General features: G+C 68.1%; 15 protein-coding genes. 6 read left to right on the forward strand and 9 right to left on the reverse strand.

All coding sequences use genetic code 11. The annotated features are described in order from the left end of the window. Positions 1-41: 41 nt before the first annotated feature. Positions 42-245: a hypothetical protein gene (locus P7D22_RS07745; RefSeq protein WP_319933652.1), complete on the reverse strand. Its 204-nt coding sequence runs from the start codon at positions 243-245 to the stop codon at positions 42-44. A 365-nt stretch (positions 246-610) separates the two neighbouring features. Here P7D22_RS07745 and P7D22_RS07750 point away from each other — a divergent pair, with 365 nt between their 5' ends. Beyond that, on the forward strand, positions 611-1,168 hold the full coding sequence (locus P7D22_RS07750; protein WP_319933653.1) for a HutD/Ves family protein: 558 nt from the start codon (positions 611-613) through the stop codon (positions 1,166-1,168). 24 nt (positions 1,169-1,192) lie between these two features. Here P7D22_RS07750 and rimI read toward each other — a convergent pair whose 3' ends face one another. The 4 genes from rimI to P7D22_RS07770 all read right to left on the reverse strand — a co-directional run bounded on the left by rimI (position 1,193) and on the right by P7D22_RS07770 (position 4,503). After that, complete coding sequence (gene rimI / locus P7D22_RS07755) at positions 1,193-1,714, reverse strand: ribosomal protein S18-alanine N-acetyltransferase (RefSeq protein ID WP_319933654.1); 522 nt, start codon at positions 1,712-1,714, stop codon at positions 1,193-1,195. Beyond that, the gene (tsaB, locus tag P7D22_RS07760; RefSeq protein ID WP_319933655.1) at positions 1,711-2,466 is read right to left on the reverse strand and encodes a tRNA (adenosine(37)-N6)-threonylcarbamoyltransferase complex dimerization subunit type 1 TsaB; all 756 of its coding nucleotides are present in this window, start codon (positions 2,464-2,466) and stop codon (positions 1,711-1,713) included. Before tsaB ends, rimI begins: the two co-directional genes overlap by 4 nt. A gap of 63 nt (positions 2,467-2,529) precedes the next feature. Further along, positions 2,530-3,090, reverse strand: a complete 561-nt coding sequence (locus P7D22_RS07765; RefSeq protein ID WP_319933656.1) for a NifU family protein — start codon at positions 3,088-3,090, stop codon at positions 2,530-2,532. 135 nt (positions 3,091-3,225) lie between these two features. Further along, positions 3,226-4,503 carry an ABC transporter substrate-binding protein gene (locus P7D22_RS07770; RefSeq protein ID WP_319933657.1) on the reverse strand — a complete coding sequence of 426 codons (1,278 nt, stop codon included), beginning with the start codon at positions 4,501-4,503 and terminating at the stop codon, positions 3,226-3,228. Positions 4,504-4,656: 153 nt separating this feature from the next. Between P7D22_RS07770 and P7D22_RS07775 the strand changes: the two genes are divergently transcribed. Together P7D22_RS07775 and P7D22_RS07780 are read left to right on the forward strand one after the other, a co-directional pair. Then, positions 4,657-5,889, forward strand: coding sequence for an SGNH/GDSL hydrolase family protein (locus P7D22_RS07775; RefSeq protein WP_319933658.1), 1,233 nt, complete (start codon positions 4,657-4,659; stop codon positions 5,887-5,889). Positions 5,890-5,949: 60 nt separating this feature from the next. After that, entirely contained in the window at positions 5,950-7,998 is a 2,049-nt protein-coding gene (locus tag P7D22_RS07780) for an NAD(+) synthase (protein ID WP_319933659.1), read from the forward strand. 45 nt (positions 7,999-8,043) lie between these two features. On the opposite strand, the gene P7D22_RS07785 is transcribed toward P7D22_RS07780, so the two are convergent. Beyond that, complete coding sequence (locus tag P7D22_RS07785; RefSeq protein ID WP_319933660.1) at positions 8,044-8,304, reverse strand: hypothetical protein; 261 nt, start codon at positions 8,302-8,304, stop codon at positions 8,044-8,046. Between the two features lie 277 nt (positions 8,305-8,581). Here P7D22_RS07785 and P7D22_RS07790 point away from each other — a divergent pair, with 277 nt between their 5' ends. The 3 genes from P7D22_RS07790 (at position 8,582) to P7D22_RS07800 (ending at position 10,852) form a co-directional block, all read left to right on the forward strand. Further along, entirely contained in the window at positions 8,582-9,121 is a 540-nt protein-coding gene (locus P7D22_RS07790) for a Dps family protein (protein ID WP_442916049.1), read from the forward strand. A 70-nt stretch (positions 9,122-9,191) separates the two neighbouring features. Continuing rightward, positions 9,192-10,097 (forward strand): PhzF family phenazine biosynthesis protein, encoded by a 906-nt coding sequence (locus P7D22_RS07795; RefSeq protein WP_319933661.1) that lies wholly within the window; start codon positions 9,192-9,194, stop codon positions 10,095-10,097. Further along, a complete protein-coding gene (locus tag P7D22_RS07800; protein ID WP_319933662.1) occupies positions 10,094-10,852 on the forward strand; it encodes an NUDIX domain-containing protein in 759 nt (252 codons plus the stop codon). Before P7D22_RS07795 ends, P7D22_RS07800 begins: the two co-directional genes overlap by 4 nt. On the opposite strand, the gene P7D22_RS07805 is transcribed toward P7D22_RS07800, so the two are convergent. The 3 genes from P7D22_RS07805 to P7D22_RS07815 form a co-directional block, all read right to left on the reverse strand. Next, on the reverse strand, positions 10,839-10,988 hold the full coding sequence (locus tag P7D22_RS07805) for a DUF3309 family protein (RefSeq protein WP_319933663.1): 150 nt from the start codon (positions 10,986-10,988) through the stop codon (positions 10,839-10,841). The two genes, P7D22_RS07800 and P7D22_RS07805, sit on opposite strands and share 14 nt — an antisense overlap. Positions 10,989-11,125: 137 nt before the next feature. Then, positions 11,126-12,226, reverse strand: a complete 1,101-nt coding sequence (locus P7D22_RS07810; RefSeq protein WP_319933664.1) for a branched-chain amino acid aminotransferase — start codon at positions 12,224-12,226, stop codon at positions 11,126-11,128. A gap of 111 nt (positions 12,227-12,337) precedes the next feature. Beyond that, a complete protein-coding gene (locus tag P7D22_RS07815) occupies positions 12,338-12,778 on the reverse strand; it encodes a DoxX family protein (protein WP_319933665.1) in 441 nt (146 codons plus the stop codon). Between the last annotated feature and the right edge of the window lie 29 nt (positions 12,779-12,807).

A 12,807-nucleotide genomic window follows, 5' to 3' on the forward strand; every position in this document is an offset into this window, starting at 1 on the left:
AGGTGGAGCCGCCCTGCTGTGACGGCGTGTGGCCGAGGATCTTACTCAGCAGCGGTCTGGGTCGTGCCGGCCGAGAAGTGACCGCACCAATCGCCCGTCGACACCACCGGCCACAGACCGTGATCCTGCGCGCTCGGCTGCGACACCGGCGGGTTGAAGCGGCACAGGCCGTCCTGCGTCGGCGTCTGGATGCCGTTCGAGTGCAGGTCGAAGAAAGCGCACTTGCTGCAGGTCACGTTGTTCATCGGAGGTCTCCGCCAGGGCCCCGTGCCCCGTTGCAGATTACAATAGTTCCAAAGCAGGAAGGTTGCAATACCTTGGAAGATTTCCAAACAAGGTTTTGGCGAGCGAGGGTCGGGCCCTCTGTGGCCACACTGGCCGGCAAGCCACAGACCGTCGTTAGGGTCCGATTGCCAGCCGATCTGCGTGAGACCGCTGCTGCATGGAGTCCAAAACATCCTTCATCCTGCTCGATCCCATGAGGCTGCCCGATGACGGTCTCCAAGCGTCGTGTTCCGCTCGGCACGGACGCATAGGCTGTCACTATGTTACGGACTGCCGGCCATCCGGCCCGCCCTCACGGGCGTGCCCTGTCTGGAGTTCAACGCTGATGCGGATCGTTCGCGCCGCCGACTGCCGCCGCATGCCGTGGAAGAACGGCGGAGGGGAAACGATCGAGATCGCCGTGGAGCCCGCCGGGGCTGGGCTCGAAGACTTCGCCTGGCGACTAAGCAGTGCCACGGTGGCGAGCGACGGCCCGTTCTCGGCCTTCGCAGGCATCGACCGGACGTTGGCGCTGCTCAGCGGCGCCGGGTTGCAGCTGGATGTGGGCGGCGGCGCATATCGGCTTCAGCCCGGCGATGACCCACTCGCCTTTCCGGGCGACGTGCCCACCGCGGCCAGCCTCCTGGACGGGCCGATCAGCGATTTGAACATGATGACGCGGCGAGGATCATGGCGGCATGCGATGCACGCGATCCGGCTCGACGGGGTGTTGGCGCTGCCGCGGCAGGCCACTACGACGCTGGTGTTTTGCGCCGATGGCCAGGTGCAGGTCGAAGACGCGGTTGTCGCGGCGCAGGATCTGGCCATCCTGGCATCTGACCCAGAGCCCGTGCGGCTCGCGGGTCTTGCCACGCTTTATGTGGTGACGATCGACAAGGCCTGACGGCGGCAAAGCCGGGAGCGAGTTTTAGGCGTCCCAGCCGCGCCGTTGGGTCGGGTCGATGTCGCGGCGCAGCACCAGGGCCGCGATCTGCTCGGTGGGGTTGTCGGTGCGGTAATAATTCTTGCGCCGCCCCACCTCGGCGAAGCCGAGGTTGCCATAGAGCTTGCGGGCGGCCGTGTTGGTTTCACCCACTTCCAGGAACAGCGTCTTCACATGGACGTTGCGCAGCCGCCCGATATGGCTCGTCAGGAGTTGTCGGCCGATGCCGCGTTTGCGCTGCCCGGCCGCCACCACCACGGTCAGCACTTCGGCCTCGTCGGCTGCGACCCGCGACAGGACGAAGCCAAGAAGGGTGCGCTTGCGCGGATCGATGGCCGCATCCCCAAAGGCGTTCGAGGCGCTGATCAGCCGCTCGAACTCGTGCTCGCCCCAGGAATAACGAAACGCCGTGGCGTGCAACTCCGCGCAGGCATCCGCGAGGCCGGTGTTGAGCGGCTGGATGATCGGCGGCGGCGTTTTGCCGAGGAGGGGAAACGGCGAGATCATGCGTCCGCAGGCGTGGGTTCGATGGGATCGGGCAGGCGCCGCACGAGCGTCGCGGACGGCTTGGCGTCGGGCGCCTTCAGGTAGAGCGGCTTCGGGCCCGCCGGGTCAGGGTCCGCCAGGGCGCCGAGACGGGCCACCAGGGCAATATCGGGGGCCGCGGCCTGGCTGTCGACATCGGCCACGCGGCCGCGCGACCAGGCCTCGATGGCCAGCATCGGGGCGCCCGAGCCGACGAGGCGCAACGGACCCGGGCCTGCCGCCTCGATCACATCCGCGACGGAGCGATGGCAGGCTTCCATCAAGGTGGTGCCGTTGGGGCCGAAGATCTGGGCGTAAACACTGCCGTGCCGCGCGTCGATGGCAGCGATCAGGGTACCCGCCGCCTTGGCCGCGATAGCGGGCGCCGCCAGCGCCTGCAGGGTGGACACGCCCACCACCGGCACCCGGCACGCGAGGCCGACGGCCCGAGCCGCCGAAACACCGACCCGGATGCCCGTGAAGGAGCCGGGGCCTATCGTGACGGCGACGCGGCCGACGGCCTCGAAGCCGCCGTCGAGCCGCGCCACCAGGCGGTCGAGCAGCGGGATCAGGGCTTCGGCATGGCCGCGCTGCATCGGCAGCGACTCGGCCGCCAGCGGCTTGCTGGCATTCATCTCCAGCAGGCAGGCCGACGCTGCACCGAGCGCCGTGTCGATGGCCAGGATGCAACGCTGTCGCGACAGCGCGCCCACCCGCGACGCAACCTCAGCCATGCCGGCTCCGGCATCGGCTGACGCGCTTGGCGCTCGAGGGTGGGCTTGCTGTCATGCCTGGACCTAGATCTGCTCGACCGCCTGGATCGACGGCACGAAGTGCTTCAGCAGGTTCTCGATGCCGTGCTTCAGCGTCGCGGTCGAGGAGGGGCAGCCCGCGCAAGCGCCACGCATGCTGAGATAAACGGTGCCGCCCCGATAGCCCTTGAAGGTGATGTCGCCGCCATCGCCTGCCACGGCGGGCCGCACGCGCGACTCGATCAGTTCCTTGATGGTGTCGACCGTTTCTTCGTCCTCGGCATCGAAGAACTCGTCGTCGTCATCACGGACATCGGCGTCCGAGGCCAGCACCAGCGGTGCCCCCGACATGAAGTGTTCCATGATGGCGCCGAGGATCGAGGGCTTGTAGTGGCCCCAGTCGCCGCTGTCCTTGGTGACCGACACGAAATCCGAGCCGAAGAACACGCCTTTGACGCCCTCGATCGAGAACAGCGCGTGGGCCAACGGCGATTGTTCGGCCGTCTTGGGGTCGCGGATGTCGAGCGTGCCCGCAGCCATCACGGCGCGGCCCGGCAGGAACTTCAGGGTGTTGGGGTTGGGTGTCGCTTCGGTTTCGATGAACATGCGATCCTCCAGCCGGTTCAAGGCCGGCCTCAGGCTTCAGGGATGAAGCCTATATGGCGGCGCCAGGGGGCGAAAGCAAACCGCGCCCCCGCGACGGCGGGCAGAAAATCGACGCTGTGGCGAGGCCGCCGCGCCTCACGGTGTCGCGATCTTGGCCTTGAGGGCGTTCACGGTGTCGGTGCCCATCTCGCCCGTCGTCGTCACCACGCCATCGGTGATCTTCCACAAGCGGAACGGGCCGGTGATGTCGCCGTAGCGGTCGAAGCGGATCGGCCCGATCACCCCCTCGTAACGGATCGTCTCGCCCTGCTTCAGCAGGGTGAGCGCCTTGCCGAATTCTTCCGGCCCGGCCCCGATCGGTGCGCCAGCCGGGTCCACGACCCTGGCAATGGCGTCCCGGATGGCCAGCGGCTCCCGCGAGGGCGCGGCCGCGATGGCAAGCCCCACGATGGCGCCCGCGTCATACGAGCGGTCGGCGGCCGGGCTGGCGGGATCGAGGCCCGAGAAGGCCTTGTAGCCGGCGTTGAAATAGGCCGTCGAGGCGGTCGGCGCCGTGCCCGAGGAGGTGCCGTAGGCTTCGTTCAGATATTGCGGCCCGACGCTGGCGATGAAGTCCTGCGAATTCATGCCGTCGTTGAGCAGGAACTTCTGCGGGCCGCCGCCCGCGATCCAGGCCCGGGCGATGGTGGCGCCGTCGACAGGGGTCGACACGAGGTAGAGCCCCTCCGGGTCGCCACTTTGGGCGGCCGTCGCTTCGGCGTCGTAGCTCGGCTGCTTTTCGTTATAGGGCACGGTGGTGACGATCGTGCCGCCGAGCGCCTTGTAGGCGGCCGAGAATTCCTGGGCGAGGTTGACGCCGAAATCGTTGTTGACGTGGATGATGCTGATCTTCTTCAAGCCCTTGTCGAGCGCGTAGCGGGCGGCCGCGACGCCCTGCAGCGCATCCGACGTGATGGTGCGGAAGAAGATGCCGTTGGTCTTGCCCTCACGGCCGAGCGCCGTCAGCGTCGGCGACGAGGACGCGGGCGACACCTGCACCACCTTGGCGGGCGCCGTCACGGCTGTCAGAATCGGGATCGTCACCGACGAGATGATGCCGCCGATGATCACCGGCACGTGGCGGACCTGGACGAGCTGCTGGGCCGCGTCGACCGCCAGCGTGCCGGTGGAATGCGAGTCCCGCGTGTCGGTGACGATCCGGCAACCCTGGGCGCCGCCCGCCTGGTTGAGATCGCGGAACGCCATCTCGACCGACTTGGCGCCTGCTTGACCGTATTCGCCGGCAGGGCCCGTGAGCTCCATCACGAGGCCGACCGGGATGGTGCAGTCCTCAGCCCGCGCAACGCCCGCCGCCGTCAGGCTCCCCAGGACCAGCGCCGTCGCCCCCCAAACCCGTGCCGACCGATCGATCATGGTTCCGCCGTTTCCTTTGCCGGAAGGGTCCCCGGGCCGGACCAGCATCGCCAAGAAGCGGCGGCAGATCAACAAAGCTTTACAAGGGTCGGCTTGCCTCCGGCGAAAGCGCGGGCGAGCATCGCCGGAACGACATATAACTGGGAGGAAGCGATGCGCCGATCGACTGTGAGGACGGGCCTTGCCGGCCTAGGGCTGGTCCTGGTGCTGGGGGGCGGCACTGCCTTGGCCCAAAGCGCGGCGCCGCATTGGGTCGGCAGTTGGGGCGCGCCGCCGGCTTTCCCGAACGGCCCGGAGGTCACCAACCAGACGATCCGCCAGATCGTCCGGTTGTCGCTCGGTGGCACGTCGGTGCGCATCCGGCTCAGCAACGAGATGGGCACGGCCCCTCTCGTCATCGGCGCCGCCCATCTGGCAAAACCCGGCGCGACGCCGGGCAGCGTCGACCCTGCCACCGACCGGGCGCTGACCTTCGGCGGCCGACCTGGCATCACGATCCCGCCCGGTGCGCCCGCGTTGAGCGATCCCGTCGCGATGGATGTGGGCGCGCTCGATAGCCTTGCGATCAGCCTGTACGTGCCGCGCGACACAGGGCCCGCAGCCACCCACCCGCTCGGGCGCGCCACAACCTTTCTGTTCGACGGTAGCGACAGGACCGGGGCCGAAACCCTGCCGGGCGCCGCCACCAGCACCGCGCGGTTCTTCCTCAGCGGCGTCGAGGTCGACGCCCCGGACGCCGGGGCCGTGGTGACGCTGGGCGACTCGATCACCGACGGCTACGGTTCGGCCCTCGACGCCAACCATCGCTGGCCCGACGTGCTGGCCGAGCGTTTCGCCGCCGCTCATGCGGCGGTCGGCGTGGTGGATGCCGGCATCAGCGGCAACCGGGTGCTGCACGATCTGCCCGAGGCGCAGTTCGGGCCCGCGGCCCTGGCGCGCTTCGACCGTGACGTGTTGTCGGTGCCGGGAGCCCGCAGCGTGATCGTCATGGAATCGATCAACGACATCGGTCACCCGACCAGTGCGGCGCTCGGCGATCAGGCCGTCAGCGCGGCCGACATCACGACCGGGCTGACGCAGATCGCCGACCGGGCTCATGCGCACGGCCTGAAGGTTTTCGGCGCCACCCTGACCCCCTTCGCCGATACGGTGTTCCCGGGCTATTTCTCGGCCGAGGGCGAGGCGAAACGGCAGGCCGTCAACGCCTTTATCCGCTCCAACCGCAGCTTCGACGGGGTGATCGACTTCGACACCGTGGTGCGCGACCCGGCACGGCCCGATCACCTGCGGGCCGACTTCGACTTCGGCGACCACCTGCACCCCAACGACGCCGGCTACAAGGCCATGGGCGAGGCGGTCGACCTCGCGCTGTTCAAGCGCGATTAGGTCGCGGGACTTGATGGGCCGCCCCTTCCTGCGCCATGTGCAGGGGGAGGAGCGGCCCGCATGAGCTTTCGTTCGATCTACCGCCATGGCTTCGCCCGGGTGGCGGCCTGCACCACCGGGGTCGCGATCGCCGATCCGGCCCGCAATGCCGCGACCATCCTGAAGGCGGCCCGCGCCTGCCACGACCGGGGTGCCGCCCTGGCGTTGTTCCCCGAACTCAGCCTGTCGGGTTATGCGCTCGACGATCTGCTGCTGCAGGATGTGCTGCTCGATGCGGTGGAGGCGGGGCTCGCGACGCTGGTCGACGCTTCGCGAGACCTGCTGCCGATGCTGCTCGTCGGCGCGCCGCTGCGCCACAGGGGCCGGCTCTACAATTGCGCGGTGGCGATCCATCGCGGTGCCATCCTCGGCGTGGTGCCCAAGGTGCACCTGCCGAATTACCGCGAATTCTACGAGCGCCGCCATTTCGCCTCGGGCGACGGACTCGCGGGCGACGCGATGCAGCTCGACGGCACCCTGGTGCCGTTCGGCCCCGACCTCCTGTTCCAGGCGAGCGACCGGCCCGACCTCGTGGTGCATGCCGAGATCTGCGAGGACCTTTGGGTGCCGAGCCCGCCGAGCGGCGCCGGGGCGCTGGCCGGCGCCACCGTGCTGGCGAACCTGTCGGCCAGCAACATCACGGTGGCCAAGGCCGACACGCGAAAGCTGTTGAGCCAGTCGCAGTCGGCGCGCTGCCTCGCGGCCTATCTCTACGCCGCTTCGGGGCGCGGAGAATCCACCACCGACCTCGCTTGGGACGGGCAGACCTCGATCTTCGAGAACGGCGTCACCCTGGCCGAAAGCGAGCGGTTTCCGGACGAGGACGGGATCGTCTTCGCCGACGTCGACCTCGATCTGCTGCGCCAGGAGCGTGCCCGGCAGGGCACCTTCGACGACAACCGCCGGCATTGTGGCATCGGGCCCGACAGTTTTCGCACCGTGCCGTTCCGGCTCGATCCCCCCGACACCGATATCGGGTTCCTGCGGCCGATCGAGCGCTTCCCCTTCGTGCCGGCCGATCCGGCGCGGCTCAACCAGGATTGCTACGAGGCCTATAACATCCAGGTGTCGGGGCTGCGGCAGCGGCTCGAGGCGATCCGGACCCACCGCATCGTCATCGGCGTGTCGGGCGGCCTCGACTCGACCCACGCGCTGATCGTCGCCGCCAAGGTCATGGACCGGATGGGCCTGCCGCGCGCCAACATCCTGGCCTACACCATGCCGGGCTTCGCCACCGGGGCGAACACCAAGGCGAATGCCTGGGCGCTGATGCGGGCCCTGGGGGTGACGGCCGAGGAACTCGACATCCGGCCGGCGGCCCGGCAGATGCTCGGCGACCTGCGGCACCCCTATGCGGACGGCAAGCCCGCCTATGACGTGACCTTCGAGAACGTCCAGGCGGGCCTCAGGACCGATTACCTGTTCCGCCTCGCCAACCACCAGGGCGCCATCGTGCTCGGCACCGGCGACCTCAGCGAGTTGGCGCTCGGCTGGTGCACCTATGGTGTCGGCGACCAGATGAGCCACTACAACGTCAATGGCGGCGTGCCGAAGACCCTGATCCAACACCTGATCCGCTGGGTGATGGCATCGGGCCAGTTCGAGCCGGACGTCGATGCGACGCTCGATGCGATCCTGGCGACCGAGATCTCACCCGAATTGGTGCCGGTGGCGGAGGGCGAGCGGCCGCAAAGCACGGAAGCCAAGGTCGGCCCCTACGCGCTGCAGGACTTCAACCTGTTCTACACGTTGCGCCACGGCTTCCGTCCGTCGAAGATCGCCTTTCTCGCGCTGATGGCCTGGGAGGATGCGGAGCGTGGCACCTGGCCGCCCGGCTTCCCGGCCGACAAGCGCGGCGCCTATGGGCTACAGGCGATCCGCCATTGGTTGATGGACTTCCTCAGCCGCTTCTTCGGCTTCAGCCAGTTCAAGCGTTCGGCGATGCCGAACGGCCCGAAGGTGCTGGCCGGCGGTTCGCTGTCGCCGCGCGGCGACTGGCGGGCGCCGTCGGACGGAAACGCCGTGGCCTGGTTGGCGGAACTCGACCGCAACGTGCCGAAGGAGGGGTGAGCGGCGCGTTCAGGCCTCAGTGGCTGGCGGTTGGTTGCCCGATCGTCAAGGCGTGGTCTTGCGCCGGCAGGTGAGGCCAGCCGGGGTGCAAGCGATGCCCGGCGTCGAGCATTGGGCGTGGCCGGCCGTCACGGTGCAGATCACGCAGCCGTTGGTCCATTCGGCACAGGCCGGGTTCTGCTGGCCATAAGCCTGCACGGGCATCGCCGTGCCCCGCTTCAGCGGCGCGGCATGGAAGCTGTCGGCCTCAGCCCGGGTGGTGAAGGCGTAAAAGGCCATGAAGGCCATCAGGGTGCGAAGCATCATCCTGCCGCTATACATCAGGTTGCCTCATATGATCGACCACCCTCATTCCGGCCGCAGCGCCAGCGGAGGGCCTCGACCGGGAAGGCTGGGCGATCCAAGCCGAAGCACACCGATTCCGGGTTAGGCTTTGTCGCCCCGGACTGGGCAACGTCGCGCAGCGTGGGACGTAAGCCTTGCCGGCCGATTTGCCCCAGCCGAGGAACCTTCCCCGCCCGGCATGCGTCTCCGCGAAGAAGCCGGCGCCGCTCTGGCGCGCCGTCACGAAAGGAACCCCAGCATGGCACAGGACAAGATCAGCCAGGTCGCCGACACGGACCCGATGGCGCTGCTCACCCCGTCCGACCTCGGCGACAATGCCACCAAGGCGATCTCGGTTGAGATCAACAAGCTCGTGGCCGATGCCTTCGCGCTCTACCTGAAGACCAAGAACTTCCATTGGCACATGAGCGGCCCGCATTTCCGCGACTACCACCTGCTGCTCGACGAGCATGCGGATCAGATCTTCGCCACCACCGATCCGCTGGCCGAACGCGTCCGCAAGATCGGCGGCAAGACGGTTCGCTCGCTCGGCAATATCAACGCCCTGACGCGCGTCCAGAACAACGACGCCGAATTCGTGTCGCCGCTCGACATGCTGCGTGAACTCTGCGCCGACAACAAGACGATGGCGCGCAACATGCGCAAAGCCCACGAAGTGTGCGACGAGCACGACGACGTGGCCACGGCCAGCCTGCTCGAGAACTACATCGACGAAACCGAGCGCCGCACCTGGTTCCTGTTCGAGGCGGTGCAGAACGCCGACACCACCGGCCATTGATCGGCCGTCGTCGCTTGCTCTTTCGGGAGTGAGCGACGACAAGGCGACCCGGACCCGCAAAGGAGCGACCGTGCCGCACCCCTTCCATGTCGTCGACGTGTTCACCGATACGGCTCTCGCGGGCAATCCGTTGGCGGTCGTGCTGGATGCCGGGGATATTCCGGACGACCGGGCGCAGGCCATCGCGCGCGAGTTCAACCTGTCCGAAACAGTGTTCGTGGCCGACCCGCGTGATGCCATCAATACGGCGCGCCTGCGCATCTACACACCGACGCGCGAGCTTCCGTTCGCGGGCCATCCGACCGTCGGTGTCGCGGCCTTGCTGGCCGTTCTGCGGGCGCCCGAGATGCTGGCCCGGCAGGATCTCGCCGTGGTGCTCGAGGAGCGCATTGGCGCCGTCGAGTGTATCGCTCGCTGGGTGAAGGGACGGCTGCAGGCGAGCTTTAGCCTGCCGAAGCTGCCCAAGACCCTGGGCGAGGCGCCGTCGCCTCGTGTTCTCGCCGAGGCGCTCGGACTCGCCGAAGCCGACATCGGCTTCGATGATCATGTGCCGATGATGATCTCGGCCGGCGTCGCCTATCATTTCGTGCCGCTGGCGCCGGGCGCCATCGCGCGCCTCCGGCCGCCTGTCGCGCGGTGGCCCGAGATCCTGCCGGCCGGAACCCCGACCGCGATCTACGCCTATAGCCGCGACGTGGCCGAAGACGGCTCGCATGTCCGGGCCCGGATGTTTGCCGCCGGACTCGGCATTGACGAGGACCCGGCCACGGGCTCTGCCGTAGCGGCGTTGGCGGGCGCCATCATGGCCTTCGAGGCGCTCCCCGACGGCGACCACACACTGGTGATCGAGCAGGGCTACGAGATGGGCCGTCCGAGCCGCATCGTGCTCGGGCTCGTGGTCGAGGCTGGGGTGCTGGCTTCGGCGTCGATCGGCGGTGGGGTGGTGCGCATTAGCGAAGGGACGCTGCACCTGTGAGCGGGCATGAGGTGATCGAGGCCGCCGCCGTCACTTGCGACGTGGTGGCGTTCGACTGGCCCTATGCTCGACACGAGGCCGAGGCCATCGAGGCGAACTGGCTGCGCCGCGTGGCCCGTACGCCGGAAATCTGGAACGGCCGCGTGCTGCTGATGCGGGACGGGACGCTGCAGGCTGGCAGCGCTCGACCGGTGTTCCACGGCCGCTGCTTCGAGACCGACTTCAAGACGTTTCTCGGCTGGCGTGACGCGGGCTTTCCTTCTGCAGGCGTGCGCAACGTCTTCTCGATGGCGGCGCTCGAGAGCCAGGACGGCGCCTTCATCCTGGGCGAGATGGCGCCCCACACGGCGCCGGCCGGCCAGGTCTACTTCCCGTCCGGCACTCCCGACCCGAAGGACGTCAGCCAGGGACGGGTCGACCTCGAGGCGAGTGCCCGGCGCGAACTCGGAGAGGAAACCGGCCTCGATCCGGCGGAACTGACCTGGATCGACGGCATGACGCTTGTCACGAGCCCGATCCGCTTGTGCTGCATGAAGCGCGTGGTGTCGCGGCTGCCGGCCGACGTTCTGGTGGCGCAGATCCACAGCTGGTTGGCCACCGACCCGCAGCCCGAACTGGCCCGCATGCATGTGGTGCGCGGGCCAGCCGACATCACGCCCGCGATGCCGGCCTTTGTGGTGGCTTATCTGAACCACCGGTTCGCCGCGACGGACCCCGCCGCGGCGTCGCAATGGGATCGGGTCAGATACCCCTGACCAGCAGCACCACGATGATGATGAGGCCGATGACGCCGATGCCGCCGCCCATCAGCGGGCCGCCTGCGCCGTAGCCGTAATAGCCGCCGCCGCCGAACAGCAGCAGGATGAGGATGATCAGCAGGATGACGTTCATGGGAGCAGCCCCTTTCGTGGTAAGCCTAAGCTAAACCGCGGCAGCGAGCTTTGTTCCTGCTCGCTGCGTGATCCTGCCGCAGATGTGGCAAAAATGCAGCATCAAGGAGGCGGGAACGCCCTTCCACCACCTTACGATCAGAACACCCGCTGAACCCAGCCGTGGGGATCGGCGATGGCGCCGCGCTGCAGGTCGGTCAGCTCGCGCCGCAGCGTTTCCGCGACGGAGTCGTTGGCAAGCCCTTCCAGCATCGCGAAGGAGTTCGCGCCGTCCTCCACCCGTCCCACGGGGGCGATCACGGCCGCAGTACCGCAGGCAAAGGCTTCCCGCAGGGTGCCGCTCGCCGCATCGGCGCGCCATTGCTCGATGCTGTAGGGCTCCTCGCGCACCGTCATGCCCTTGGACCGTGCCAGGGTGATGATGGAGTCGCGCGTGATGCCGGGCAGGATGGTGCCGTTCAGCGGCGGCGTCTGCAACGAGCCGTCGGCGAAGGCGAAAAACATGTTCATGCCGCCGAGTTCCTCGACCCAGCGCCGCTCGGCCGCGTCCAGGAACACCACCTGGTCGCAGCCCTGGCGCATCGCCTCCGCCTGGGCCGGCAGGCTCGCGGCATAATTGCCGCCGCATTTGGCCGCCCCGGTGCCGCCCGGCGCGGCGCGCGTGTAATGGCGCGACACCCACACCGAGATCGGCTTGGCACCCCCCTTGAAATAGGACCCGACCGGCGAGGCGATGACCATGTACAGGTACTGGCTGGCCGGCTTGACGCCCAGGAATGCCTCGCCGGCGATCATGAATGGCCGCAGATACAGGCTGCCGCCCGGTCCGGTCGGGATCCAGGCGCGATCGACGGCCACGAGGCGCTGCACCGATTCGACGAACATCGCTTCCGGCAGTGCCGGCATGGCAAGCCGGTCGGCCGAGTCGGCGAAGCGCCGGGCATTGGCGTCGGGCCGAAACAATTGCGCGCCGCCGCCCTCGACATGATAGGCCTTCAGCCCTTCGAAGATCTCCTGCGCGTAATGCAGCACGGCCGCGGCGGGGTCCAACGTGATGGGCTGGCGCGCCTCGACCCTGGCGTCGTGCCAGCCCTGTCCCTTGGTGTAGCGGATCGTCACCATGTGGTCGGTGAAGACCCGGCCGAAATCCGGGTTGGCCAGCAAAGCCACGCGCTCGGACTCTGCCACGGGGGCAGGGTGCGGAATGGTGTCGAAGCTGAAGGGGGCGTCGCCGTCCATGGGGGTGTCCTCCTCTTCGGTGCGGCCGAAGTCTGTTTAAAAGGTCAGTGTTGCTGACTTATACCGCATCGATGTCGGGCGTCCAACACCGATGCGCCGCGGGGAAGGATGTCAGCCGGTGGCTGGCCTGTCACCCCGGCGGGAGCGGAACGGCCAGTCGATGACGCCGGCGCAGAATAAGGCCCACCACACGAAGACGGGTTGGAACAACAAACGCGGGCCATGATACCACCAGCCGCTCGGCAGTTGAGGCACCGCCACATGGTCGAAGGCGTGCTTCAGGTTGGCCGGGTAGACGCAGACCGCGTAGAGCGCCAGCATCACCCCGGCGAGCCAGCGGGTGCGCGGCACCACGAGGCCGATGGCGCCCGCGATCTCGCAGACGCCGGTCAGGATCACCACCAGCCGGGGCGCCGGCACCCACGCCGGCATGATGGGCAGGAACGGGTCCGGCGTCGCGACGTGGATCAGGCCGAACACGAGATAGATCGCCGCCATCAGGATCAGCAGGATGCGGCGGGCGGTGGCATGCGGCAGCGCATCGAGGGGCATGGATGGGGTCCAGGTCTCGCTTCGGACGG

Origin of the sequence: Lichenihabitans sp. Uapishka_5 (assembly GCF_033947565.1) — a bacterium.
Lineage (GTDB): Bacteria > Pseudomonadota > Alphaproteobacteria > Rhizobiales > Beijerinckiaceae > Lichenihabitans.